Genomic DNA, 25,747 nt, shown 5'->3' with positions numbered 1-25,747 from the left:
GAGGCTGTTTGGAAACGGCCTCTTCTTTTTGTATAAAATCGAAAAATCGCTGATATAATTCGAGTTGCGCCGATATATTGTGAAAATCGCCGATATAATTCGAGTTGCGCTGATATATTTGAAAAATCGCCGATATAAATTTCACGTACTCTCATTCCTGTTATAAAGCCGTACCTTTCCCGCGCTCTTCCTTAAACTGCACCCCGAAAGTATCCGCTGTAATTTCATCAGCTTTCGGCAAAGCCCGTAATTTCGGATGAAGTAACCATACGAGAGAAATGAAGAAAATCCCGATGCTAGCGAGCGCGAAAATGAGTTGGCTACTCAATACATTTGCGGTGTATCCGCCAATTAAAGAACCGAACGGCATCGCAATTGTGCCCATACTTCGCATGACAGAGTTGATGCGTCCAATATATTGATTTGGAATTACAATTTGACTAATTGTCGCAAATAATATGTTCGTGGCTCCAATCGGAATCCAAGCTAGGCCGAATAAGAAAATAGACAACCATTGAAACGGTACAATTGTAGAGAGAAACCAAAAGATAGCGCCAGTTGCAAAGCTAATAATGGAGACGCGGCCAACGTTACGTTTGCCAACCCATGAACTGAATAGTGCTCCAATTAAACTGCCGGCGGATATAGCTGCTAAGAAGAAACCATATGATTTCACGCCGCCTAAAGAATCAGCGAAAGAAGGGAGTATTGCCATCGTCATACCGATTGAAAAATTGGCAACAACGGAACCAATTAAGAAAACGCCCATTAATGAACGGAAGACGATTGAAAACCCTTCTTTTAAATCAGAGAAATATTGTTTCGTTGAAAGTGAGGTGCCCGTTTCGGTTTGCTTTGGCATTTTTAATGAAAAGAACAAAAGGGCAGTAATCGCGAATGTGAAAGAGTCGATTACATATAAAGTGATTGCTCCAAATAGTGCTACTAATATGCCAGAAAGCGTCGTGCAAATTAAATCAATGCCTTGATATGCAAATGAGAAGAGAGAGTTTCCTTTTAACAATTGTGTTTTATGCAGTAGAAGTGGTAAAGCTTTCGATTGTGCGGGATAGGCGAATTGTTCGATAAAGGCTACGATGGGCATGATGATGAGTAGTAGTTGGACTGTTAATAGATCGAAGTAGTGTGTAATAGGAATGATTAATATAAGAATGCATTGCAAAACTTGTGTGATGACGAGGGTGTTTTTAATGGACCATCTATCAACGAATGGACCGGTAAGAAATTGAAGTGCAGAAGGTAATAACGTAAGAAAACCAGCTAATCCAGAATAAAAAGGATTACCACTTAATTTGTATACGAGCCACATCGCCGCTACATAATACAAACTATCTCCTATGTTTGTAAAAATTCTTCCTAAAAATAATAAGAGGAAATTCCGGTTTTTCAATATGTCCATTTAATCTACTCCTTTATAAGAAATTTATTCGGTAAAATAAATTTGACCGTTTATGTAAAAAAAATCGTATTACGATTTTTCTTCTTCTTTAACAAATTGCTGCATTGTTCTCTCTGCGATTTGAAGTGCAGTAGTAGAAATATAATAAGATTTACTATTTGGATCTTTATCCGCGTCTTTGGCGATTTCATTTAATTCAGCCATCAATTCATGAAATTTTTTCACCCATACTTGAAATTGTTCTGGCGTAGCATCAAATTCCCAGCAAGATGAAACATAATTCCAATCAGCAGGGTCTTCGCTTTCTTTTCGTAATGTAAAAGCTTCTTCTGGTGCAGCGAGAATATGGCTTTTCGTTCTTTCTGACATTTGTAAAAAGATTTGGCGGCCGGATTCGCTTACCATTTCTAAATGAGGTAATAGGTCTGCGGCAGGGGTGAAGCCTCTAGCGACAGATTGATAAAACTTTTGAACGATGCCATTCTTTTCTTCTGTATATACAATTTCTATAAAACCATTCTTTTCTAATTCTTTTAAATGATAATGAATTTTAGCCCTTGGAATGCCGAATTTCTCAGATAGTAGTTGCCCTGTATAAGGACGTTCGCATAGACGCATCATCATTTCGACACGTAGTGGATCGCTCATTGCTTTTAGTTGGCTATAAGTAGTAAGTGTGAACATGGGCTTCAAAATGATCAACTCCTTAAATGAAATTACTCGGTCAAGATTATTTGACTGAATTGTATCAAGGATTTTGATTATTTTCAATACTTTCTGAAAATTAAATCTTACTCTCTGTAATCTTCTGTTCATATTCCGTTCATATTTCTTTTTTATGATAAGTGCATAGAAAGAAAGAGGAAGGAGCGAGCGAAATGTTTTTAGCTCTGCGTGAATTAAAACAATCAAAATTACGATACGGATTAATCGGACTTATTATGGTGTTATTATCATTTTTAGTTCTTGTTATTTCAGGATTAGCAAATGGATTATCATATGATAATGCTTCATCGATTCAAAATATGGAGGCAAATAAGTTCGTTTTAGCAGATGATGCGGAAAATAAATTACTTCGTTCACAAATTAAGAAAGACGATGTAGATAACGTAGTAAATCAAGTAGGCGAGAAAGAGGCTGTTCCGTTTCGTGTGAAAGTTTCAACGTATGAAAAGAAAGATAGTTCGAAAAAAGTGGATGTTGCGATTTTCTCAAGTGAACGTGATTCATTTTTAGAACCGAACATTGTAAAAGGTGAGAAATTAGGCACAGCAAACAACGAGATGGTTGCTGATGAATCCATTAAAGAAAAAGGAATCGATATCGGAGATACAATTATTGATCCTGTTTCAAAGAAGGAATTTACAATCGTTGGATTTACGAAAGATCAAATGTTTAGCCATACACCAGTCGTTTATGTAAATGAAGACGTATGGGGCGCTATTTCACAACCAAACCAAAAAGATTATAGTGCAATTGCACTTAATACAGATAAAGAGATTAAAAATGCACACGTAATTGACAAAAAAGAAGTGCTGCAAAGTATTCCAGGGTTTAAAGAAGAGCAGGGAACATTAACGATGATCATTGCGTTCTTACTTGTTATCGCTGCGTTATTAATCGGTGTATTCTTCTACGTTATTACACTACAAAAAACACAGCAATTAGGCGTATTAAAAGCAATTGGTACGAAGAACTCGTATTTAGCAAATAGTTTAGTCGTACAGGCGTTATTCTTATCAATCGTTGCGATGGTAATTAGTATTGTTCTTGTACAAGGATTAGAAACAATTTTACCAGCAGGTATGCCGTTTTTATTAACAACACCGATGATTGCACAATATGCAGCAATCTTTATCGTCATTAGTATTTTAGGAACACTTATTTCGTTATATCAAGTATTAAAAGTTGATGCGCTAGAAGCAATTGGAGGCGGGATGTAATGACTTCATTATTAAAACTAGACAAAGTAAGTAAAGTGTACGGAGAAGGGGATACGGAAGTAACTGCCCTTCATCCGATATCGCTTGATGTAAAAGCTGGAGAATTTATCGGAATCGTCGGTCCTTCTGGATCAGGGAAAAGTACGTTATTATCAATCGCGGGTGCATTATTATCACCATCAAAAGGGGATATTTACATTCGTGAGCAAAATATTACGAAGTTATCAGAAAAGGAAATGACAGACATTCGTTTGAAAAAAATCGGCTTCATTTTCCAGTTTGCAAATCTTGTTCCATATTTAAATGTAAAAGAACAATTACTTTACATTGCGAAGTTAAAAAAAGAAAGTAAACAAGAATCAGAAAAGCGTGCGGATCATTTATTAGCGGCATTTGGATTAGAAGAAAGAAAAAATCATTATCCAAATCAACTATCTGGTGGGGAAAAACAAAGGGTAGCAATCGCTCGTGCATTCATGAACAACCCAGATTTAATATTAGCAGATGAGCCAACGGCAAGCTTAGACTCAAAACGCGCACGTGAAGTTGTTGAAATGATGAAACGTGAAGTGAAAGAGAGCCAAAAAGCAGCCATTATGATTACACATGATGAAAGAATGCTTGATGTATGTGATCGTATATTGACGCTAAGGGATGGAAAGTTAATATAAAGAAAAGGGCCAACCGTACATGCGGTTGGCCTTTGTATAATTATTTCTAATAAGTATAATGGCTTTATTTTGAGAATAACGTTTTAATTTTATTGCGAGTTACTAATAAAACGCCGCCTAATACAGATAACATACCTAAAGCCATATTATTTGATTGCTCACTACCAGCGTTAGGAAGTTCTTTAGCGTTATTGTTTGTGTTTGTAGTACCAGTCTTTGTTTCGGTTTGTTTTGATTGAGATACTTCATTAATTTTGTTATCTACATTTTGCTTCGTAGTATGTACCTCAGCTAATTTGTCCTCAATTTTTTTCTCAGTATGTTTAAAGTCGTTGATTTTAATATCTAAGTCTTGTTTTTTCTTTGTTAAATCGTCTGAAACAGTTTGTTTCGTTTGTTTAATTTCGTTAATTTTATTTAGTAAATCTTCTCTAGCTTTTTGTAATTCAGCTAGTTTATTTTTCACATCTTGTTTAGCTAGTTCTAAGTTAGCGGAAAGGCTATCTAAATTGCCTTTAATTTTCTTAAGTTCCTCTAACGTGTTACCAGTATTCGGTTTGTTTTCTTTTAGCTCAGCAAGTTTGTCCTCAGCAGTTTGTTTCGCTTTCTTTAACTCAGCTAATTTGTCATCTACTTGTTTTTTTACTTCTTTAAGTTCATTAACCTTTTGATCGATGTTCTCTTTATGTTGCTTCATTTCATTCACTTTTTCATCGACAGTTTGTTTATGTTCTTTAATCTCATTAACCTTATTATCGATATTTTGCTTATGCTCTTTCACTTCAGCAACTTTATCTTCTACTTGTTTTTTATGCTCTTTTATTTCAGCGATTTTATCTTCGGCGATTTGCTTGTCTTGCTGAAGTTTTGCATCTAATTCTTGTTTATGTTGTTTAATCTCGTTAATTTTTTCATCGGCAACTTGTTTGCGTTCATGTAGTTCATTAACCTTCGTATCAACATTTTCCTTAACTTTGTTAAGTTCATTTAATGTTTGATCCACGTTTTCTTTGTGTTGCTGCAATTTCGCATCTAACTCTTGTTTATGTTGCTTAATTTCAGCTAATCGATCTCCCGTACTTTGCTGAGGAGTAGCATCAGTTACTTCCGCATGAGCAGAGTTTGCGCCAGCAATCATTGCTAAAGCTAGTGTAGACGCAGCGATTGTTTGTTTTGTTTTCATATTTTTGTACCTCTTTTCTTTCATATGCATGAACTGTTTTGTGTAAAAATGAGCATATAGAAGTAGATTATCTTATCATTATATACTATGTTAGGCGCTTAGAGGAAGGATTTGCATAATAATCTATGATTATGTAATTTTTATAATCTTTTATTTTTGGGTAGGGGACAAATCTTTAGCTAGATGAACAATTTCTTCAATAGTAAAGTTTACATCTTTATTATTGCGGATAACAAACAAATAATCAGCCTCGTTTTCTATAGGATCTACAACATCTTCGTGAAGTGACTCGGCCTGTTGGCGATTCAGAACTTCTTTGAAACTAGAATAACTACCTCTAAAAATATTCGTACTTCGTGTGCTTCGAGCCACTCTTTCGTAAAGTACATCATCTGGAATTTCAAAGTGAACGAGTATGCGTACATATTCATTTTGTGGAAATAATTCGTTTAGTAAATATAACCTTCCATTTTTACTGCGATTGGAGTTACTAATAATAAGGTGTAAATTTGTATGTTCTTTCGCATAATCAACAATGAATTTAGAAAGACCGTGCTTAAATGTATTAGCGCCTTCAGCTGGTTGTAATTTTTCATAATGTTTATTAATAAATTCAGCTTGGTTATCTTGATCCATAACGAAAGAGTGGGGTAACTCTTTTTCTAAAGCTTTTGCAAATGTAGTTTTACCGCTGTGCGTTTTTCCTACTGTAATAATGACGAATCGTTTCATATTGACCTCCATGTGTATTGTTATAATTTGGGTATTCGGTGTAAAGTGACAATTTTCCTGCTAGAGAATATACAAATTGCCGAAGTGATAGTAGGCTGGAAACTTGACAAAAAAACTTATTTGTGCTATAATTTACCAATATAAAAATAAAGTGTATAATAGGGTTCTCCTGGCCAGGGGAACCCTATTTTTATTGTCAAAATGAAGGAGTGTATGTGCGTGAAAAAAGGTGAATCAAGTATAACGTCGCTAGTATCAGCTTTCGGAAGAGCATATCATAGTGAATTTGATAGTCCGAAAATATTTGATGATTATGTAGCTAAAGAGTTCATATCGCCAAAAGAACGAAGCGATATTGAAACGAACATGGTTCAAGGAATCCATTTTTTCAATACAGACATTGCAGAGCAGTTTCAAGACAATCCGAAAGAAATATTAAAATGGATTACGCAAGTTCAATTATCACCAACACCTTTAGCGCGTGCGGCATATTGTGAAAGAGTATTACTACACGAGATTACGCTGGGAGCGAAACAATACGTTATACTCGGTGCGGGATTAGATACGTTCAGTTTTAGACACCGAGAATTAGAAAATAAAATAGAAGTATTTGAAGTGGATTATCCTTCTACGCAGCAGTTTAAGAAGGAAAGAATAAAAGAAGCAGAACTTGAAGTTCCAAATAATATTCATTTTGTTGCGATGGATTTCACGAAAGGATTTTCCTATGAACAGTTACGGAATGAAGGATTTGAAAATAAAAAGACGTTCTTTAGTCTGTTAGGTGTAACGTACTATTTAACGAAAGAGGAACTTGCTAGTTTAATAGAATGTTTATTCGAGATGGTTCCGGAAGGGAGCACTATCGTTTTTGATTATCCCGATGAAAACTTATTTACGGAAAAAGGGTTGTCTAACCGAGTTGAAAACATGGTGAAAATGGCTGCAGTAGGCGGAGAACCGATGAAATCATGTTATTCTTACGCCGAAATGGAAGCACTGTTAGAGAAGGCGGGCTTACTCATTTATGAGCATTTATCACCAGAAGATATAAATGCATTCTATTTTGAAGGACGAAACGATTATTTAAAAGCTTTTGAGACGGTGCATTATGTGCATGCGGTGAAGAAGTAGGAATTAGTAGGCATGGGGAGGAATCTCTGTGTCTTTTTTTGTGGAAGAACAAGTGGGAAATATGAACTAGGAAGGGAAATTCGATAATGTAAAGAATATGAAGTATGAATGTAACAAATTAAGTAGTGAAGCAAAGGTTATCGAAATTAGCAGATGTATTAGTCAACCATTCTACGAAAGTGCGACCTGGTGATCAAGTGTTGATCCAAAGTGTTACAGAGATAGCCCCCGCAGTCGTTCGTGAAATTATTAAGTCAGTGGAAAAAGCAAGTGGATATGCGCATGTATCAATGCGCGACGTGTCTGTTACGAGGCAATTAATTTTGTCAGGATCTGAAGAACAATTTAAGTTATTAGCAGATTGGGAATGTTACCGATTAAGTAAGATGCAAGTGTATATTAATCTTCGTAGTCCTAGAAATGCATATGAATTAGCGGATGTACCGGCAGAAAAAATGAAGTTATATCAAACGATATTTGGAAAAGCTCATAGTGAAGCGGTGTATAAAACGAGATGGGTGACAACTCGTATTCCGAATGCGGCTTCTGCACAAGAAGCAAATATGAGCACGGAGGCTTATGAAAAATTCTACTATGATGTATGTACGCTAGATTATAACAACATGTCAAAAGCAATGGAGCCATTAAAAGAATTAATGGAAAAGACAAAACGAGTGAGGATTATTGGAGAAGGAACGGATTTGGAGTTTTCCATTGAAGAAATAGGCGTTTTAAAGGGGGATGGTACGGATAATATCCCGGATGGCGAAATATATACAGCACCTGTCAAAGATTCAGTGAATGGAGTAATAACATTTAATACAGTTTCCGTTCAACAAGGTTATGCGTTTCAAAATATAAAGTTACATGTTAAACAGGGGAAAATAATAGAGGCACATGCAAATGATACAGAGCGAATGAACAGAATTCTTGATATGGATGAGGGAGCAAGATATATTGGAGAGTTCGCGCTAGCTTTTAACCCCTACATACTACATCCGATGAATAATACGTTATTTGATGAAAAAATAAATGGTAGTTTTCATCTAGCGATTGGAGATTCATTGCAAGGTGCAGACAACGGAAATAATTCAGCGATACATTGGGACTTAGTAAACATTCAAAGACCAGAGTATGGTGGGGGTGAAATTTGGTTTGATGATGTATTGATTAGGAAAGATGGGGATTTTGTTTTGCCAGAGTTATTTGGATTAAATGAAGAAAAGTTAAAGAGATAAACTGAAAACCAACAAATCCTCTTAAAAAACACTTAACTTTTAACTCCATCTATCTTTACAATCTCTCCTTATAATGTGAATTGGACAAGCACCTAAGAGAAGGCAGAACATGTCAGTTTGTACATTCTATTATTAGGGGGAGAATTTGTATGAAAAAGACAGTTGCTTCGTTAGCAGTTATGGCGGCATTATTACCGACATTTTCAGCATATGCGGAAGGGAAAGAGCAAGTTCGAAAATCAGCTACAACTTTTAACGTTATTAGTGACATTCAAGGGGATTTAGGAGACTTTGATCACGTGTTAAAAGATATGAACAAAGTGACGCCACTTTCTAGAGCGCTTATTATGAATGGGGATATAACGCCAACTGGACAACAGTCACAATATGATGATGTGAAGCGTGTGTTAAACAAAAATAAGCATCCCGAAAATGTATGGTCAACTGTTGGGAATCATGAGTTTTACGCTGGAAAATGGACAGCTGATGGGAAGTTATCTCAAAGTACATGGCCAAATGGTGTAACTGAGGAAACTTTATTTAACCGCTATCTGAAATTTAGCGGACAAGAAAAGGTATATCATAAAAAAGAATTAGATGGTTATCCGCTTTTATTTTTAGGAACGGAAAAATATATGAAATACCACGATTCAAAAATGTGGGATGAAGTATATATGAGTGATGAACAATTAGGTTGGTTAAAACAAAATTTAGAAGAATATAGTCAAAAAGATAAAAACAAGCCGATTTTCATTTTTTCTCATCACGTTTTACCTGATACTGTGTCTGGATCAAGACAGTCACCATATTTAAATGACTATTTAAACGTGGATAAATTGTACGATATATTAAAAAATTACCCGCAAGTTGTTTTCTTCACGAGCCACACGCACTGGGATTTAAATTTACCGGATTGGGCTGGTAAAAAGAAAATTGCAGGCGGAGATGAAAAAGGATTTACAGTTGTAAATACGGGTGGTATTGAAACAGGCTGGATGTCGGCTGGACCAAATGGAGGAGAGAAGACTGCTCCTGATGGCTCTTCATTCAAACAAGGGTTGCAAGTGAAAGCATATGGTAGCGATGTAATGGTGACAGCTTACGATTACAAACGTGATAAGGAAATAAAGAAATTGTTAATTAGTGATTCGAAAATTGCACAAATGGCACCAAATGTAACGGCAGATGATAGTAAAAACGTAATCGTCGGTGCAACAGAATACATGGAGTACGCTGTAGAAGGAGCGGACGAGTGGCATGCTTATAATCCAGGAAACCCACCCAATTTTGACGGGGACAAAATCGTATACGTACGCCATAAAGGCGAAATGAATTTAGAACCAGGATTAACACAGCTACTTCGTTTTTCGGCAAATAAGTGATTGGAAGAGGGCCTCCTTTTTATCGAGTGGGTCCTTTTATGTTGCCAGTTTTTGTCGATAAATCGATATCTTATGTTGAATCGTCGATATAAATTTCATGTACCGTAATATGGTTAAAATCATTATTATAATTTCATGTACCGCATTGAAGATAAAACCTTCAATGCAATTCCATTCGCCAAAACCGAATTCCAACACATTTTTATCCAAGAAAGATGACTTCATCATTTTTACATGCAATAATAGTATCGTTACATACATTGTGAAAGAAGTACAAAGGAGCGTTATTCATGAATTTAGCTAAATTCCCGAGAAAAAAATATACCGAATCATATACACCAATTGAGAAATTAAACAATTTTTCTGAAGAGCTTGGCGGGCCGACTATTTATTTTAAACGAGATGATTTACTTGGTTTAACAGCTGGTGGTAATAAGACGAGAAAGTTAGAGTTTCTAGTTGCGGATGCACAGGCAAAGGGTGCAGATACGTTAATTACAGCTGGTGGTATTCAGTCAAACCATTGCCGCCTAACACTGGCAGCTGCGGTAAAAGAAAAAATGAAATGTATTCTTGTATTAGAAGAAGGGCTTGAGCCAGAAGAGAAGCCAGATTTTAACGGAAACTATTTCTTATATCATTTACTAGGTGCTGAAAATGTCATTGTTGTACGAAACGGAGCAGATCTTATGGAAGAGATGCATAAAGTCGCGAAAGAAGTTAGTGAAAAAGGTAGTACACCATATGTAATTCCGGTTGGTGGATCAAATCCTACTGGCGCAATGGGGTACGTTGCTTGTGCGCAAGAAATTATGGCGCAATCATTTGACCAAGGAATTGATTTCAGTTCAGTCGTTTGCGTAAGTGGTAGCGGCGGTATGCACGCTGGTTTAATTACTGGTTTTGCTGGAACACAAAGTAACATTCCAGTAATCGGCATTAACGTAAGTAGAGGAAAAGCAGAGCAAGAAGAGAAAGTAGCAAAACTTGTAGATGAAACGTCAGCTCACGTTGGTATTCCAAACTTTATCCCGCGCGAAGCTGTTACATGCTTTGATGAATATGTAGGACCAGGTTATGCGTTACCAACGCCGGAAATGGTGGAAGCAGTGCAATTACTTGCGAAAACAGAAGGTATTTTACTGGATCCAGTGTATACAGGTAAAGCAGTAGCGGGGCTAATCGACTTAATTAGAAAAGGTACATTTAAAAAAGAAGACAACATTTTATTCGTACATTCAGGTGGTTCACCAGCTTTATATGCGAATACGTCTTTATTTGTGTAAGTGTAAAAAGCATTGGGTATCCAATGCTTTTTTGTTATATAATGGAATTGTTAGAAGGTGAGAGGAGGGCGTATATGAGTTCAAGTTTAAAATGGATTATATACACGGTACTCAGCATTTCTATTTTACTAATTTTATTTGTAGCTTATGGGATTTATTTATACTTCACTTAAGTGAAATGGTAACCAAACCAAAGGAAGAATAAAATAATTGCTGTATTAAATAAAGTAAAACATAACCCGATAATGGCTAAAATCTTTTTCTCAGCTCGGCTACAAAAAGAGATGACCGCTAATAGGATCGCTATGACAGCGGAAGCTAATATGAAGTAGGCGAAAGGCACGATATATTCTACTCCAACTCGGTCTAAAATAGGTGTGAAGAGAAAGAGATTAATAGTAATGAATATACTTACAAGAAGAAACGTATAACTTTTCCAAGTGTATGTTTGTAACTGCATGGAACGATACTCCGTTCTCTTTATTATTTATATTTTTAAGTTTAAATTAATTACCTTTATTTTACAAATTAAAATATTTTGTATTGAAAAGAGGGTATTAATATGAAAGTTAGAAATTGGTCTCTAGTTATGATTAGTATCTGTATATTCATAATAACCGGCTGTTCAACTGGATTAGAAAATGAAGAGCAAAGAATCGAAGTGCAAAAAAATATTGGTGATAATGAATATGAAGATTTTAAGGTAGTGACAGATAATAATGAAGTGATGCAAGTAAAGAAAATATTAAAGGATACTACTTTTGAAAATAAAAAAGTGGAAATGTCTCGTCCAGCTGATTATCATTTTGTTTTTCAATTTAAAAATTCGAAAATAGAGGCGAAAGCTGTGTTGTATCAAATTTGGATAAGCCCTAATAAGGATAAAGTGGAAATCATCTCGGGTGGTAATCGGTACGCTCAATTAGAAGAAAAAAATGCAGCTACTTTGTTTCGGATTGTTACAGGGGAAAAGTTAGCTGAGTAAACTATATTGGGTTATAGGAATTCAGTTCATATTTTTCATTTTGAGAGATAATTAGTTTTCAACAATAATAGCTATCTTTTTATGTTGGAATAAACATTGAGAATCGGATAAAATGGAAATTAGACATTGGATTCATGCTCCTTAAGGTGTGCTTTAATCTGCCAACGGATAATAAAACTAGGAAATATATTGTTTTTATAAAGATTCGATGTTATGTTTAATTTTCTTAATATAATATTTCCCTTATATAGGAGTGGCTATTTGAAGAAATTAATAGTATTAGTTTTATTGGCTACATGCTGTCTCGCTATTGCAGGATGTTCTAATAATAAGGTTACAACAAAGGATGAGTTTAAAAATTCAACACCTGTAAAGATTAAACGTATCAATAAAGCGTGGTATAAACATATATAATAGTTTTCAAGAAACTTGAAATTGTTGATGAGAAAGATATCATAAGGTGAAATTAATTAGGCCGATAGTAGAGGTTGTGAAACTTGGTGACAAGCAGGAAGCATGGTTTGCATTTAAATTAATAAAACATGCGGCATTAAAATATTCACAAAAAAGAGTCTACATGTAGGTCATTTTTTGTGGATATTTTTCATAAATAAGAGATATTCTATGCTGCCTGTCTTTAACTTGGACCTTCTAAAAATTACTTTACTAGGTTAAAATGTTTATAGAGTTTCCTCCTTCAAAATGCGATGGGTCCCATAATAACTCAATTGATGTGGTCCTTTTTCGCGTTATTTACCATCTTTATATATCTTTCTATTAAAAAATCTAACTTTAATAGATAAAATCTGGTTAAAACAATGAAATTTCAGGAAAAATAAGGTACACTAATCAATGGTTTTGGTTTAAAATCAATTGACGTTAATGTATACGGGGGAAAGATTGATGAACAACAATACAGTAAATGAATCTGTTGAAGAAGTTGAGAAAAAACGGGTAAGATCAAAAAAACGTTTTACAAATTGGAAGCTTATCGCAGCAGGTGGCGGAGTACTTGCACTTCTCCTTGGGGGAATGAGCTATTATCAAGCAACTCACTTCAATTCTAATGTTACGATTAATGATACAAAAGTCGGTGGTTTGAGCGCTGATCAGGCAATACAGAAATTAAAAACATCTGGATTAGCAAACAAAGTTTATATTGATCAACAACAAATTTTAGATGAAAAAGAGACAAAGACGGAACTGACGGAAAAAGATTTGCCGCAAGTTAAGAAACTATTAAAAAGCCAGTGGACATTTTTCCCTTCTTCAAAGGAAAAAGAGTATTCATTGTTATCGAAAGAAGCGGATCAGTATCGTAGTGAAACGATGAAAAAACTTGTAGAAGAAAAGCTTGTTTCCATGAATGAAAAATTAAAAGCACCTCAAGATGCTATGGCGAAGCTTGAACAAGGAAAAGTTGTAATTTCGAAGAGTGTTGATGGAAAACAGTATGACGTTGCGAGTTTACTAAAAGATTACGATAAGCAGAAGCATAAAAGTGAAATTCATCTAAAGTCTGCATACATACAGCCTATTAAAGAAGACGATCCGATTATTAAAAAAGAAGAGAAAGCATTACAAAATCTTCTTACGCAGTCTGTTGATTATAAAGTGCAGGATGAAGTGTATTCATTAAAAGCGAAAGATTTAATTCAAAACGCGTCTATGTCAAAAGATATGAAGGTGACAATCGATGCGAGCGAAATTAAGAATAAGGTTGCTGAAATTAATAAGGCTAAATCTACATTACATAAAGACTTCGCTTTTAAAACGCATTCTGGTTCGGTCATATCAGTAAAAGGTCAAGGATACGGCTGGGCACTAGATGTTGAAAAAGAGACAAAACAAGTTCAACAAGCCTTTGAGAAAGGCGAAAAATCACTTTCTGCTTCTAATATTCACGGAAATGGTTGGGAGAAGGAAGGGATCGGTTATAAAACAACATCGAATAATGGCATCGGAGACACATATGCAGAAGTTTCAATTGCAGATCAACAAATTTGGATTTACAAAGAGGGTAAATTAGTCCTCACAACAAATGTAGTAACGGGTAAACATAGCACAGGTGAAGATACATCACCAGGTGTGTGGTACGTTTTATACAAACGAACACCATATACGCTAAGAGGTAGCGCAGTAGGGAAAGCTGATTATGCAGTGAAAGTAGATTACTGGGTTCCATTCACAAATAGCGGTCAAGGATTCCACGATGCCGGCTGGCGAAAAGACTGGGGAAGTAATGCTTATTTAACAGGAGGATCAGGTGGTTGTGTGAATCTTCTTCCTAACGTTGCAAAAACTGTGTATGATAGCTTGAACACGTATGATCCAGTTATTGTGTACTAGAAAATAGGTACGTATTAAGAACTTAAACGAATAAATAAAGCATCTGATGGTACATGGAAAAAACACCTCTTGCATTCGCATACTAAGTGTGCAAATGCAATGGAGGTGTTTTTATTTGAAGACAAGAGTTCATTGTTTATAAGAAACAAAGTGGGAAGAGATTGAGATGGAAAAATAGATATATATAATCAACAAAATTGACATTGAATATCATTTTCACTTAATATAGAATCGTTGCATTTAATTAGACATGACTTTTTATTAATATAGTAGATTTCTAATAAGGTGTCCCATTTAAGAATTAAAACGTAGGAAAGGGAATATAAAAATGAACTGGAAAAAAGGCGGATTATGGGTTATTATTTTTTTCGTTGTAAAAGGAACGATTTCTACACTTTTAATCGTTACAGGTGCTAAATATTTTGATTTATCATTCATGCAATTGTTCGTATTGATACTAATCTTATTAGTGATTTCTCTAATAAGTCGAAAGTTGCTGTATAGACATAAACAAAACAAAAAGCAAAAAGAGCTAAATATATAAGGAAGCCCCAGAGATTTTTGGATTTCTGGAGCTGTATTGTTAACAGCTTGTTTTACTCAAGCTGTTAACAATACAGAGGTACAACAACTGAAAGTGAAAAATGATACATTGCAAAAAGAAGTTGTTACCTTAGCTACTTTTTTGCGAAACCAGTCTTAACTGCTCGTACATAATCATTCCAAGCGTGAACAGATATATCAGCATCTGGATGCATCATTTCGAACCCATGATAAGCTCCAGGATATAAATGGAATTCAACATCAACACCAGCTTCTGCAAGTTTGGTTACATAAGTTAGTGTTTCACTACGGAATGGGTCCAATTGACCAACACATGTGTAAGTGCGTGGTAAATTACGATAATCTTCTGCTCGAGCAGCGGCTGCATAGGCAGGAATATGATCTGTTCCATGTAATTTCCCTAAATACATTTTCCAGCCAGCTTCATTTGATTTTTGATTCCAAACAAATCCTTGTTTAATTTCATTTGCAGAAGGTGTATTATTACGATCGTCAATCATTGGATAAAGTGGCATTTGGAAACAAATAGAAGGATACTGTCGATCGCGAGCTAATAATGTTAATGCAGCTGTTAGTCCGCCCCCAGCGCTCACTCCTGCAACACCAATTCGATTCGAATCAATGTTTAATGTCTCCGCGTTATCAGCAATCCATGTTAATGCTGCATAACAATCTTCAATTGGAGCTGGATAAGGATGTTCAGGAGCTAAACGGTAATCTACAGAAACGACCATACAGTTAGCCTCTTTTGCAATTTTTACAGCAAGATCATCATTATCATTTATAGATCCCAAGATATATCCGCCACCATGTATCCACAACAGGGCAGGTAAGGATTCATTATTTGATTTTGGACGATAAATTTTTAATCGTAATGGATTCGCATCAGGTCCCTCAATGACCTCATTTGTTACAGAAAGAGTTTCATCAACAATGGTAGGTGGGAAGACTTTTGACGCTTCTTCTCTCATTGTTGGCAAACACTCTGGGCGTAAATCTTGATCTGGATACATTTCTAAGCCTGGTAATAATGCTGGGTTTACTCGGTTCTTCATTTGAAAAAACTCCTTTTTAAATTTTTTATGAAAGATAAAAGATGAAATATTATTTTAACTAATTTAATTGTGACGAAATTACCACAATTAAATTGAAGCTATAAACTAGCTATGTGTAGCAATTTATCATAAGTATTAATCGAAATCGATAAACAAAAATGTGTATATGTATCAAAATGAGACATATATATCAAAATGGTTCATTTCTTAATAAATTTTTAAATGTGTAAATGATGTGCATTTAAAAATTAGCATTCAGGAAGTATCCACTTTCTTAACTTTTCACATATACTTTGAGCGTTATTTTCTCTTTCCGAAGGGATGAACTATCTTGAAATGGATTGATGAGGGGGTATTATAAAAAAAAGCATGTCTCTTCTTGCAATATAAAGAAGAGACATGCTTTTTCTTTTATTTTGGATACTTTAATACCTAGAAAAAATAAAACAGAATTTAATGTAATGAAGCAAAAGAATGTAGAATGTGATTAAAATTTAGGGTTTTAAAGAGTTTAATGCTAATTTCATATAAGTATCCATCCTCTGTTCTAAAGAGTATGTTCCTTCTAAAATACACCAATCTAATATAAGCCCTCTAGCAAATGTAAAAAGATATGTTGTTATTTCTTCTACACTCATATCATTTGTTAATTCTTTTTCAAGTTGTCCTTTATAAACAAAACCATTTAGAGCTTTGTAAATTAATGAAGGCTCATATATAAATGCTCTTTTGTTTAAATCATTAAGAAGATTTATATGTAACTCCAATTTAGTCGTATATTCAGCTATGCAGTGGAAGAAGTTTAAAATAGTTGTTTGCACTGTTTTATTTTGATCTATATTTTCTAATTCAGCATGTAGGTTTTCATCAATTTGTTGAAATATTTTTTTATAAATATCCTCTTTGGAAGAAAAATAATGATAAAAAGTTCCTACTGAAACATTTGCTTTTTTACAAATATCTTCAATTGTTATATTCTCAATTTTTTTTTCTTTCGTTAAATTTAAAAATACATGAAATATATTGCTCTGTGTTAGTAGTGCTTGTTGTTTTCTTTTGGTCAAATTTTTTTTACACAAAGTTTATTCCTCCTTGATTATATATTAACTGATATCTTAGAAATGAAAAAGTGGTTTGAAAATATAGTTGATTGTTATATAACCTTCATTACACAGAATGTTATTCGGTGAATTGTATTCTGTGTAATGAAGATGTTTTTTTTGAGGGGAGATGTTACATATGAAAACTACTTATGAATCAATCGTTATGATTCCTACGAATAAGCGAATAGAAAAAAGGACTTCGAAACTCCATTTGAACCATTTGTATGGTATAAAGAAATGCGGGAAAAAGAACCTATCTGTTTTAATCATCACGCTGAGTTTTTAAAGTAGCGTCTCTTTTTACATGTAATTTGTTTGTTCTTCTCCTTTTCAAAGGGAATGGATCAATGTGGAATTTAAATGTACAAAATGAAGTGGAAATTCGTAGAGCTTGTTGTTTTCTTTGTGGCGGATTTTTTATACAACATGTATCCCCCTTTAATGGGCAGTAAGACCCCCACCTCAAAATTTAGCGAAAGCAAAGAAGTTAGGTGGGGGATCAACTGCCCATAAAAGCCCGATTGGTGAAGGCTGATTATATATGAATTGATATCTTAAAAACAGAAAATTAGTTTGAATATTTTGTTTTTTGGTGTATAATCCTCAATACGTCGAATGTTATTCGGTGAATTTCATTCGGTGTGAAAATATTTTTAGAGGGGAGATTGTTATATATGAAAACACCTTACCAATCAATTGATATGATTCCTACAAGTAAGCTGATAGGAAAAAAGGCGTTAGAAGATCCTTATAAACCATTTGCATGGTATAAAGAGATGCGGGAAAAAGAGCCCATTTGTTTTAACCATCAGGCTGATATGTGGAATGTTTTTTTGTACGAAGATGTAAAAACTGTTTTAGAGGATAAAGAGCATTTCTCTAATATTATGCCCGAGAAGAAAAAGTCTCCATTTCCACAAAGTATTCTTGGGATGGATCCGCCAAAACATACGCAAATTCGCTCTATTGTAAATCGGTCTTTCACTCCTAAATCATTAAGAGAATGGGAGCCGAGAATCCAGCAAATTACAAACGATATACTTAATCAATTATCCAATCGTAAAACTTTTGATATTGTAAGGGAGTTATTTTATCCGTTACCAGTTATAGTAATTGCTGAAATGTTAGGGGTTTCTGCTAAGGATATGGAAAGGTTTAAGAAATGGTCTGATATTATCGTAAGTTCACCGAGTCATGATGATCCGGATTATTTGGCAGAATTTTTTCATACACGTTTACAAGCAGAAAATGAATTAGGAGATTTTTTTGAAGAAATCATACAACTCAATCGAGAAAAATCCCAAAAAGATGCAAACGACATTATTTCTTTACTAGTTCAAAGTGAAGCGGAAAAAAGCATTTCTGGTAAAGAATTAGTATCGTTTTGTAAACTACTATTAGTAGCGGGAAATGAAACAACGACCAATTTACTTGGAAACGCATTATATTGTTTTATAGAATATCCAAATGTTTATGAGCAATTACAACAGGATATATCTCTTATTCCAAAATCAATTGAAGAAGTATTGCGGTATCGTTCACCGGTTCAAAGAATTACACGAAGAGTAAAAAAAGAGATTCAATTAAAGGACCAAACTTTACAAGTAGATCAAATCATCTCAGCTTGGGTAGGATCAGCTAATCGTGACTCGCATCAATTCACAGATGGTGATAGTTTCAACATCTATCGTGGGCGAAATCCTCATCTAACATTTGGGCATGGTATCCACTTTTGCTTAGGCGCGCCTCTAGCTAGATTAGAAGCTAAAATTGTATTGACAGAATTAATAAAAAGATATAAATCATTTTCGTTTATTGACGAGAATCTTCCCACTCCTATCTCGAATAGTAGTACTATATATGGATTAAGTTCTTTCCCTGTGAAAAGTGAACTACTCCATATAAAATAAGCATTTTGGCTCTGGCTTAAGTGCCAGGGTCAATTTTATTCATAAATTAGAGCTATTGAGCTAAAGTTAAAAATTATTTTATAAAAAGTATTATATTTAGGAAAAAGAATTCCATATTATTATGGATTTAGGCATACTAAAAGAAAAAAGACTATGCGGTCTAAACTATTATAATTTTAAGCATTACTTGGGAGCTAAATATAGGAGGATACTTGAATTGAGCAATTTTACACGTTTACGCACGCAAAACATAATAAAAGATGCGTTCATGGAGTTATTAAAAGAAAAAACATTTTCATCCATCACAATTAATCATATTTGTGAAAAAGCAATGATTCATAGAAGCACATTTTACCGGCATTACGAAGATAAATATGAGCTATTTAGTGATGCTTCAAATTCCATCGCAATTAGCCTCTTTGAACAAACAAAGCAAGGTATGGATTTAGAACGTACATTATTTGAAGAAATAATTGAATACATCGATGTTAATCGTACATTGTTTTTTAATATTACCAGTAAAAATAATAGCCTTGAGTTATACGAAAAATTGATCCAGTATGGTTCGAAAGATTTATATGAAACCTCAATGAAATATAATGACCCACTTTCCAAACGAATCCAAAACTCTGAATATCCAATGGTACTATGCGATTTCTACTGTAGTGGTTTTTTTGAGATTATAAAGAAATGGATAGGGAATGAATATCCATTTTCAAAAGAAGAATTAATTAGGATTTCTAAAAATTTCTAAATAAATGAACCAATTCAAAATATATGTCTCACTTTGAGACATATATTATTTTTTGCTCATCGAATTCCTCCAAAACCTATGATAGATTAATGAACATAGCAAAAGAGAGCTGCTTTCATATTAAAAAAAATGAATTGCAATCTCATGCTCAATGAAAAAATATACAACAGTTGAATTGTTTAAAGGAGGATTTTTGATGAAAGCTGCAGTGTGGTATGGTGAAAGAGATATTCGTATTGAGGAAAGAGAAACGAAAGAATTACAACCGAATGACGTAAAAGTTAAAGTGGCATGGGCTGGTATTTGTGGTTCTGATTTGCATGCATACTTGCATCCAGGTTCAGTACCAATAAATATGAATACGGTAATGGGACATGAATTTTCTGGTGAAATTGCAGAGGTTGGTTCTCATGTAACAAAATTTAAAAAAGGTGACAGAGTATGTATCTATCCAATGATGCTTAAAGATCCTTCAAATGCTGAAACTGAACGTTTCATCACTTTAGACGCAGTTGGTGCACAAATCGACGGAGGGTTTGCTGAATATGTGATACTTCCACAAAAAACGATTTTTAAAATTCCAGATCATTTACCGCTAGAATTGGCAGCCATGGTTGAACCAGCAGCTGTATCTTTCCAATCCATTAAGGATTCAAATGTAAGAGAAGGGAATACTGTCGTTGTCTATGGAGCGGGTCCTATTGGGCTATTTGCTGTTTTAGGTGCAAAAGCTGCAGGTGCTTCTAATATTATTGTTATCGATCTATTTGATAGTCGACTTGATAAAGCAACTGAAATGGGTGCGACACACGTCTTTAATGCTAAAGAAGTAAATCCTGTTGAAGAAATTCGAAAATTATTCCCAAATGGAGCAGATGTGACAATTGAAGCTGCAGGTGTCGAGTCAACATTTAATCAAGCTATTCAATCAACTAAAGTTCGTGGCACAATGATGGTTATCAGCTTCCACACGCAAGATATCCAATTTAATGTTCCTGCTTCACTAATCTTTAGTGGTGCAAAATTAATGGGGTCTGTAGGATACAGCAATGAAACTTACAATGAGGTTATTGAATTATTTGCTAATGGAAGATTACCCGCGCAATCAATTATTACAAGTAAAATTGATATAGATAATATTGCTGAACAAGGCTTTGAAGCGTTAATTCATGATAAATCGCAATCAAAAATTTTAGTTAAATTAAGTGGCGCACATTAATCTTATTGTAGATAAATGAATTTGTGGAGATGAAAAATTTGTAAAGCGGTTAAGAATATTAGAGTTGGGGGAATATGGGTATGAATATTGGGATTATTGGTGCTGGCTTTATTGGGTCAACTTTGGCGAAACAGCTTGTCGCTTTGGGGCATCAGGTTAACATCTCAAATTCACGCGGGCCAGACACTTTGGCAGAGGTCGCAACTCTTACTGGAGCGAGTCCGGTGACTAATGAAGAAGCGGTGCGTGGAGCCGAGCTTATTATTCTGGCGATCCCTTTCGGCAAAATTGCGTCACTTCCTCGTGGATTGTTCGATCTTCGACAAGCAAAAGCCTTTATCATCGATACCAACAATTATACTATACATCGGGATGGCAGAATTGAACAACTCCTTGATGGCAGCATAAAAACGGAAAGCCGTTGGGTAGAGCAGCAAATCGGTACCCCAGTCGTCAGAGCGTTCAGCAACATCGTAGCTCAGCGTATTATTGATCTGGCGAAACCGGAAGGCGCTGAGGACCGGATTGCACTACCGGTTTTTGCAGACGATCCTGAGGCCAAAGCGGTTGTGATGAAGCTTGTCAACTCAATCGGCTTCGATCCTGTCGATGGCGGTTCCATAGACGATTCATGGCGTGTTCAGCTTGGCACCCCTGCGTCTGGAACGCCTGATTTTATCGAGAAGGATTTGAACGCTGTGGCATTGAAGAGGGCACTTTCAGAAGCTACTGTTGAGCAAAATGCAAATTACCGCACCTCGGCTCTTGAACGCCTGCAATCATAACATGGGATTGATATTCCTATGAAAATTCCTCTACCTGCATAGGAGGGCACTGAAAATTCCAATAAAGATGATTAGCGAGTCCATGGACGAATTTCATTCATGGACTCGCTTTTTTATGTCCGTTCCAGGCTAACGCTTTTTGCGGGTATGGTTTCAATCTATAGCTATTAACTTAAGGAGACTAAAAATATTGTTTGAAAACTTTTTTATCCCGCTTTAATGGGCAGTAAGACCCCCACCTCAAAATTTAGCGAAAGCAAAGAAGCTAGGTGGGGGATGAAGAAATCCCCACTGATTAAAGTTTCACTTTATTATAGAGCCAGTCTTTTAGTAGAAATTACATATATACGACAAATTACGACAAAGAAATACATATACTTTTGTTATGCTATGAAAGTTATTAATTTGTAATGTATATATAGGAGGATTTTTAAATGTCAAAGAAATTATTATTATTTGCACTTATGAGTTTATGTGTAATTGCTTTAAGTGCTTGTAAAGGTAATGAAGAAAAATTAAAGGGCGCACCAGATGAGCAAAAAGTGGATGAAGACAAAAAAGTAGTAGAGGAAGAAAAAGGTAAGCAAGAAGAGCAACAAAGAGCAGAAGAAGAGAAACGTAAACAAGAAGAGCAACAAAGAGTAGAAGAAGAGAAACGTAAACAAGAAGAGCAACAAAGAGTAGAAGAAGAAAAACGTAAACAAGAAGAGCAACAAAGAGCAGAAGAAGAAAAACGTAAGCAAGAAGAGAAGAAAGCTCAGCAACAGCAGTCTACACAACAGGAGAGAACACAAAAACAAGAAAAACCAACACAAGCAACAGGTGGGAAACCAACAAGGTCACAAATTTCAGTTGGTTCACATGTAGTTATGCAATTGGATAATGATTATAGTAAAACTGTAAGTGGCGTTGTGAAAGACATTTTGACACATAGCGAAACACATACATATGGCATTAAAGTTCGACTACAAGATGGACAAATTGGCCGTGTTCAAAGTGTTAAATAATGAAAAAAAGATTTGACTACTTTTCCAACAAAATGCAAAAACCGGTTCTTTCGTAAAGGAACCGGTTTTTGCATTTTGTTAATGCCACCATACCTATATCAAGTTATCACATACAAGGCAATAGATGTTTTTATAATTTGACATAAGAGGAACCGAACTTGGAGGGAGTACTGGAACCATATAATCAATACACTGATGGGCATGTTTGATCTATGGACGTATCCACTCGTTCTAATTCACTAAAAGAAGAACTTGCCCATACCCATTAGACTACTAAGCATTCCAATTCCATTCATAGTGCCTTTTCCTACTGTAAGTAAGTTTCCAAGCATTCCTGGTTGACCGTAACCTCCGTTATTCCCCCATCCCATGGGACTTATCTGTCCACCCCATCCTGGAGAGTTTCCGAAAATACCCCAGTTATTGCTATTAAATTTAAAAGCCTTAGCTGGCGGTGAGAGTAAGGCGGCAAGATGACCTTGTGCGAACATCCCTGTATGGTTGAATGGTTGAGCCCAGGGTAAGGGAGGTTTTTGAAAATTACCTGCATGGACTGGGAATGGAGGCCAATTAGCGGGTTGACCTTGGGGCATCATCCCTGCATAATGGATTGGCTGATCCAAAGAGAAGGGAGGGGACTGAGGATGGAAAGCTGTATAATTGGCTGGTGAATCCGAACCAATTGGATAGAAGCGACAACTCCAATTCTCAGGAATCTTCAAATCATTCATTCCCTCAGCTTTAGTGATTTGGGGCTGTACATATAATGATGACATTGAAATTTGGTAATTATAATGCTCCTCATTTCCTTTTGAATTCAAATACCGATATTGGTGCATAAGCTTATTCCCCTTACTTTAAAAATGTAATGTTAGACTTAGCCTATGTAATATTCCTTTTGATGGATGGTTACATAACTAGATTTACAAGCCTGTATTTAAAGGAATGGGTGTGGTCTTGTCTTGTTGATTTATCCTGCTATTTGTGGGCGATAAGACAACTTCACCTCAAAATGTAGCCTAATTTAATTTCGGTTAACAAATGCGTTTAATCAATAAAAAAGATTTTAAAATGTTATGTAGAGCAAGTAGAATTGCGAAAAAGAGAATATCCATTCGAAGAGTATGGCAAAATACTGCAAGGGTAATGTATTTTTGTGCAGATATGTGAATGATTGAAATTAATCAATGGAATTTATAATGAAGGGGCAAATAAATATATGAGTGAAACATTACATAAAAGAAAACCACCATATGTAATGCTTGTAATCCTTTTTATTGGGGCATTTGTTTCATTTCTAAATAACTCGCTTTTAAATGTAGCCTTGCCATCAATAATGAAGGATTTAGACATTAAAGATTATTCAACGATCCAGTGGCTTTCTACAGGATATATGCTTGTAAGTGGTATATTAATTCCGGCATCAGCATTTTTAATAACCCGCTTCTCCAATAGGAGTTTATTTATTACATCCATGTTGATTTTTATCCTTGGTACGGCTTTAGCGGCTGTAGCACCGAACTTCGGTTTATTACTTACTGGCCGGATGGTTCAAGCAGCAGGTTCTTCAGTCATGGGACCTTTGTTAATGAATATTATGCTAGTAAGCTTTCCGAGAGAAAAAAGGGGAACAGCAATGGGGATTTTTGGATTAGTTATGATTACAGCCCCAGCAATTGGACCGACATTATCGGGTTATATTGTAGAGTATTATGACTGGCGTTTGCTTTTTGAAATGATTTTACCGTTAGCAATCATAAGCTTACTGTTAGGGATTTGGAAATCTGAGAATGTCATGAGACAAAACAAAAATGCAAAACTTGATTATCTCTCATTATTATTATCTTCTGTCGGTTTTGGCGGTCTGTTATATGGATTCAGTTCTGCAAGCTCCGATGGTTGGACGAATAAAGTTGTCTTAACAACCTTAATCATAGGCGCTATTGCCCTAATTGCTTTCATTATCCGTCAACTAAAAATGAATGAACCGTTATTGGATCTACGTGTTTACAAGTACCCAATGTTTGCACTTGCCTCTGTAATTGCAATTGTCAACGCAGTAGCCATGTTTTCGGGTATGATTTTAACACCAGCTTATGTACAAAATGTCCGCGGTATTTCACCGCTGAGCTCTGGGCTGATGATGCTTCCAGGTGCGGTAATAATGGGAGTTATGTCACCAATTACAGGTAAACTATTCGATAAATATGGCCCTCGGATTCTTGGTATAGTAGGACTTTCCATTACAGCTGTTTCAACTTATATGCTGGCAAACCTGCAAATCGACTCTAGTCACACACATATTATTCTTATTTACACGCTGCGGATGTTTGGGATGGCGATGGTGATGATGCCACTTATGACAAATGGTCTTAATCAATTGCCAACTCGCTTAAATCCGCACGGTACAGCTGTTAATAATACAGCTCAACAAGTGTCCGGTTCAATTGGTACTGCTATTCTTGTTACGATTATGAATTCTGTAACAAAAACAAAAGCTGAAAGTCTAATGTCTGAATTAGATCCAACAACCTTCACAGAAGCTACGAAGGTAATAGTAACGCAGAAGGCTTTATTATCCGGAATCCAATATTCGTTCTATGTAGCGCTTGGCATGAATATTGTTGCACTACTATTAGTTTTTTTCGTTAAACGTGTAGATACAAGCCCGGAAGCAGTCGAGAGGTTAAATCGGTAGAGCAAAATAAAACTCGAGATAATGATGTCTACAAGTTGTTTTGCTACTAAGAAGCTGATAGTTAAAACGGGAAAAGAACTGAAAGAAACAGTGAAATAATTACACATAGTGAAAAAAGGATCTGATCTTCATATCAGATCCTTTTTTCATTAGAAACTATTGGCTTTCCAAATACTACAATCTTTAGTTTTCAATTTCTGATAAACATTATACTAATATGTTTCATTTTAATTTCGTATTTTTTCTGCAAGTTATAAATCTAATATCAACCTTATAAGCAATATCATAATCGTGAATAATTAGGGAAAAGATAAAATAAGGTAATCAAT

23 protein-coding genes and 1 pseudogene are annotated in these 25,747 nt (G+C 35.2%); 16 read left to right on the top strand and 8 right to left on the bottom strand.

Annotation, left to right across the window (positions count from 1 at the left end):
• Positions 1 to 160: 160 nt before the first annotated feature.
• Both PDK19_RS21110 and PDK19_RS21105 read right to left on the bottom strand, forming a co-directional pair.
• Positions 161 to 1,420, bottom strand: a complete 1,260-nt coding sequence (locus tag PDK19_RS21110) for an MFS transporter (RefSeq protein WP_270707989.1) — start codon at positions 1,418 to 1,420, stop codon at positions 161 to 163.
• A gap of 69 nt (positions 1,421 to 1,489) precedes the next feature.
• On the bottom strand, positions 1,490 to 2,113 hold the full coding sequence (locus PDK19_RS21105) for an ArsR/SmtB family transcription factor (protein ID WP_074615514.1): 624 nt from the start codon (positions 2,111 to 2,113) through the stop codon (positions 1,490 to 1,492).
• 185 nt (positions 2,114 to 2,298) lie between these two features.
• Here PDK19_RS21105 and PDK19_RS21100 point away from each other — a divergent pair, with 185 nt between their 5' ends.
• Together PDK19_RS21100 and PDK19_RS21095 are read left to right on the top strand one after the other, a co-directional pair.
• Entirely contained in the window at positions 2,299 to 3,363 is a 1,065-nt protein-coding gene (locus PDK19_RS21100) for an ABC transporter permease (RefSeq protein ID WP_049113639.1), read from the top strand.
• Entirely contained in the window at positions 3,363 to 4,034 is a 672-nt protein-coding gene (locus PDK19_RS21095) for an ABC transporter ATP-binding protein (protein WP_000202578.1), read from the top strand. The genes PDK19_RS21100 and PDK19_RS21095 overlap by 1 nt, the downstream gene beginning before the upstream one ends.
• 64 nt (positions 4,035 to 4,098) lie before the next feature.
• Here PDK19_RS21095 and PDK19_RS21090 read toward each other — a convergent pair whose 3' ends face one another.
• Both PDK19_RS21090 and PDK19_RS21085 read right to left on the bottom strand, forming a co-directional pair.
• On the bottom strand, positions 4,099 to 5,217 hold the full coding sequence (locus PDK19_RS21090; RefSeq protein ID WP_049113637.1) for an LPXTG cell wall anchor domain-containing protein: 1,119 nt from the start codon (positions 5,215 to 5,217) through the stop codon (positions 4,099 to 4,101).
• Between the two features lie 150 nt (positions 5,218 to 5,367).
• Positions 5,368 to 5,961 carry an ATP-binding protein gene (locus PDK19_RS21085; RefSeq protein WP_116733362.1) on the bottom strand — a complete coding sequence of 198 codons (594 nt, stop codon included), beginning with the start codon at positions 5,959 to 5,961 and terminating at the stop codon, positions 5,368 to 5,370.
• 201 nt (positions 5,962 to 6,162) lie between these two features.
• Here PDK19_RS21085 and PDK19_RS21080 point away from each other — a divergent pair, with 201 nt between their 5' ends.
• The 4 genes from PDK19_RS21080 (at position 6,163) to PDK19_RS21065 (ending at position 10,989) form a co-directional block, all read left to right on the top strand.
• Positions 6,163 to 7,083: a class I SAM-dependent methyltransferase gene (locus tag PDK19_RS21080; protein ID WP_053090667.1), complete on the top strand. Its 921-nt coding sequence runs from the start codon at positions 6,163 to 6,165 to the stop codon at positions 7,081 to 7,083.
• A gap of 125 nt (positions 7,084 to 7,208) precedes the next feature.
• Positions 7,209 to 8,321, top strand: coding sequence for an aminopeptidase (locus PDK19_RS21075; RefSeq protein ID WP_270707985.1), 1,113 nt, complete (start codon positions 7,209 to 7,211; stop codon positions 8,319 to 8,321).
• Positions 8,322 to 8,470: 149 nt separating this feature from the next.
• Positions 8,471 to 9,703: a DUF4073 domain-containing protein gene (locus PDK19_RS21070; protein WP_270707983.1), complete on the top strand. Its 1,233-nt coding sequence runs from the start codon at positions 8,471 to 8,473 to the stop codon at positions 9,701 to 9,703.
• Positions 9,704 to 9,993: 290 nt separating this feature from the next.
• Positions 9,994 to 10,989, top strand: a complete 996-nt coding sequence (locus PDK19_RS21065) for a D-cysteine desulfhydrase (RefSeq protein ID WP_270707981.1) — start codon at positions 9,994 to 9,996, stop codon at positions 10,987 to 10,989.
• A 169-nt stretch (positions 10,990 to 11,158) separates the two neighbouring features.
• Here the strand turns inward: PDK19_RS21065 and PDK19_RS21060 are convergent, their stop codons facing one another.
• Positions 11,159 to 11,449, bottom strand: a complete 291-nt coding sequence (locus tag PDK19_RS21060) for a hypothetical protein (protein ID WP_014893602.1) — start codon at positions 11,447 to 11,449, stop codon at positions 11,159 to 11,161.
• 102 nt (positions 11,450 to 11,551) lie between these two features.
• Here PDK19_RS21060 and PDK19_RS21055 point away from each other — a divergent pair, with 102 nt between their 5' ends.
• The 3 genes from PDK19_RS21055 (at position 11,552) to PDK19_RS21045 (ending at position 14,867) form a co-directional block, all read left to right on the top strand.
• Entirely contained in the window at positions 11,552 to 11,974 is a 423-nt protein-coding gene (locus tag PDK19_RS21055) for a hypothetical protein (RefSeq protein WP_000868336.1), read from the top strand.
• 903 nt (positions 11,975 to 12,877) lie between these two features.
• Positions 12,878 to 14,323: a L,D-transpeptidase family protein gene (locus PDK19_RS21050; RefSeq protein ID WP_001064101.1), complete on the top strand. Its 1,446-nt coding sequence runs from the start codon at positions 12,878 to 12,880 to the stop codon at positions 14,321 to 14,323.
• Positions 14,324 to 14,651: 328 nt separating this feature from the next.
• Complete coding sequence (locus PDK19_RS21045) at positions 14,652 to 14,867, top strand: hypothetical protein (protein ID WP_001104101.1); 216 nt, start codon at positions 14,652 to 14,654, stop codon at positions 14,865 to 14,867.
• Positions 14,868 to 15,000: 133 nt separating this feature from the next.
• Here PDK19_RS21045 and PDK19_RS21040 read toward each other — a convergent pair whose 3' ends face one another.
• Positions 15,001 to 15,942 carry an alpha/beta hydrolase gene (locus PDK19_RS21040; RefSeq protein WP_000797642.1) on the bottom strand — a complete coding sequence of 314 codons (942 nt, stop codon included), beginning with the start codon at positions 15,940 to 15,942 and terminating at the stop codon, positions 15,001 to 15,003.
• A 494-nt stretch (positions 15,943 to 16,436) separates the two neighbouring features.
• A complete protein-coding gene (locus tag PDK19_RS21035) occupies positions 16,437 to 17,021 on the bottom strand; it encodes a TetR/AcrR family transcriptional regulator (RefSeq protein WP_000335146.1) in 585 nt (194 codons plus the stop codon).
• A 160-nt stretch (positions 17,022 to 17,181) separates the two neighbouring features.
• Between PDK19_RS21035 and PDK19_RS21030 the strand changes: the two are divergent.
• From PDK19_RS21030 to PDK19_RS21005, 6 genes and pseudogenes are all read left to right on the top strand, one after another.
• Positions 17,182 to 17,324: pseudogene (locus tag PDK19_RS21030) on the top strand (cytochrome P450); the annotation flags it as partial.
• A gap of 395 nt (positions 17,325 to 17,719) precedes the next feature.
• The gene (locus PDK19_RS21025; protein WP_074568166.1) at positions 17,720 to 18,955 is read left to right on the top strand and encodes a cytochrome P450; all 1,236 of its coding nucleotides are present in this window, start codon (positions 17,720 to 17,722) and stop codon (positions 18,953 to 18,955) included.
• 217 nt (positions 18,956 to 19,172) lie between these two features.
• Positions 19,173 to 19,709, top strand: coding sequence for a TetR/AcrR family transcriptional regulator (locus PDK19_RS21020; RefSeq protein WP_000064554.1), 537 nt, complete (start codon positions 19,173 to 19,175; stop codon positions 19,707 to 19,709).
• 196 nt (positions 19,710 to 19,905) lie between these two features.
• On the top strand, positions 19,906 to 20,928 hold the full coding sequence (locus PDK19_RS21015; RefSeq protein WP_270707978.1) for a 2,3-butanediol dehydrogenase: 1,023 nt from the start codon (positions 19,906 to 19,908) through the stop codon (positions 20,926 to 20,928).
• An 80-nt stretch (positions 20,929 to 21,008) separates the two neighbouring features.
• Positions 21,009 to 21,713, top strand: a complete 705-nt coding sequence (locus PDK19_RS21010) for an NADPH-dependent F420 reductase (protein ID WP_270707977.1) — start codon at positions 21,009 to 21,011, stop codon at positions 21,711 to 21,713.
• Between the two features lie 434 nt (positions 21,714 to 22,147).
• A complete protein-coding gene (locus PDK19_RS21005) occupies positions 22,148 to 22,720 on the top strand; it encodes a YwbE family protein (protein WP_270707975.1) in 573 nt (190 codons plus the stop codon).
• A gap of 239 nt (positions 22,721 to 22,959) precedes the next feature.
• Here PDK19_RS21005 and PDK19_RS21000 read toward each other — a convergent pair whose 3' ends face one another.
• Positions 22,960 to 23,559 (bottom strand): hypothetical protein, encoded by a 600-nt coding sequence (locus PDK19_RS21000; protein ID WP_049111031.1) that lies wholly within the window; start codon positions 23,557 to 23,559, stop codon positions 22,960 to 22,962.
• A gap of 380 nt (positions 23,560 to 23,939) precedes the next feature.
• On the opposite strand from PDK19_RS21000, the gene PDK19_RS20995 reads away from it, so the two are divergent.
• A complete protein-coding gene (locus PDK19_RS20995; RefSeq protein ID WP_049111030.1) occupies positions 23,940 to 25,418 on the top strand; it encodes a DHA2 family efflux MFS transporter permease subunit in 1,479 nt (492 codons plus the stop codon).
• Positions 25,419 to 25,747: the final 329 nt, after the last annotated feature.

Source organism: Bacillus cereus group sp. BcHK124 (genome assembly GCF_027712065.1).
GTDB lineage: Bacteria > Bacillota > Bacilli > Bacillales > Bacillaceae_G > Bacillus_A > Bacillus_A pacificus.
This window is presented reverse-complemented; position numbering and strand designations above follow the sequence as displayed.

Coding starts and splice junctions, on each gene's coding strand:
- PDK19_RS21015 (WP_270707978.1), top strand. CDS start 19,906: ATGAAAGCTGCAGTGTGGTATGGTGAAAGAGATATTCGTATTGAGGAA.
- PDK19_RS21060 (WP_014893602.1), bottom strand. CDS start 11,449: ATGCAGTTACAAACATACACTTGGAAAAGTTATACGTTTCTTCTTGTA.
- PDK19_RS21000 (WP_049111031.1), bottom strand. CDS start 23,559: ATGCACCAATATCGGTATTTGAATTCAAAAGGAAATGAGGAGCATTAT.
- PDK19_RS21025 (WP_074568166.1), top strand. CDS start 17,720: ATGAAAACACCTTACCAATCAATTGATATGATTCCTACAAGTAAGCTG.
- PDK19_RS21100 (WP_049113639.1), top strand. CDS start 2,299: ATGTTTTTAGCTCTGCGTGAATTAAAACAATCAAAATTACGATACGGA.
- PDK19_RS21045 (WP_001104101.1), top strand. CDS start 14,652: ATGAACTGGAAAAAAGGCGGATTATGGGTTATTATTTTTTTCGTTGTA.
- PDK19_RS20995 (WP_049111030.1), top strand. CDS start 23,940: ATGAGTGAAACATTACATAAAAGAAAACCACCATATGTAATGCTTGTA.
- PDK19_RS21070 (WP_270707983.1), top strand. CDS start 8,471: ATGAAAAAGACAGTTGCTTCGTTAGCAGTTATGGCGGCATTATTACCG.
- PDK19_RS21085 (WP_116733362.1), bottom strand. CDS start 5,961: ATGGAGGTCAATATGAAACGATTCGTCATTATTACAGTAGGAAAAACG.
- PDK19_RS21095 (WP_000202578.1), top strand. CDS start 3,363: ATGACTTCATTATTAAAACTAGACAAAGTAAGTAAAGTGTACGGAGAA.
- PDK19_RS21090 (WP_049113637.1), bottom strand. CDS start 5,217: ATGAAAACAAAACAAACAATCGCTGCGTCTACACTAGCTTTAGCAATG.
- PDK19_RS21055 (WP_000868336.1), top strand. CDS start 11,552: ATGAAAGTTAGAAATTGGTCTCTAGTTATGATTAGTATCTGTATATTC.
- PDK19_RS21010 (WP_270707977.1), top strand. CDS start 21,009: ATGAATATTGGGATTATTGGTGCTGGCTTTATTGGGTCAACTTTGGCG.
- PDK19_RS21065 (WP_270707981.1), top strand. CDS start 9,994: ATGAATTTAGCTAAATTCCCGAGAAAAAAATATACCGAATCATATACA.
- PDK19_RS21040 (WP_000797642.1), bottom strand. CDS start 15,942: ATGAAGAACCGAGTAAACCCAGCATTATTACCAGGCTTAGAAATGTAT.
- PDK19_RS21110 (WP_270707989.1), bottom strand. CDS start 1,420: ATGGACATATTGAAAAACCGGAATTTCCTCTTATTATTTTTAGGAAGA.
- PDK19_RS21005 (WP_270707975.1), top strand. CDS start 22,148: ATGTCAAAGAAATTATTATTATTTGCACTTATGAGTTTATGTGTAATT.
- PDK19_RS21080 (WP_053090667.1), top strand. CDS start 6,163: ATGTGCGTGAAAAAAGGTGAATCAAGTATAACGTCGCTAGTATCAGCT.
- PDK19_RS21050 (WP_001064101.1), top strand. CDS start 12,878: ATGAACAACAATACAGTAAATGAATCTGTTGAAGAAGTTGAGAAAAAA.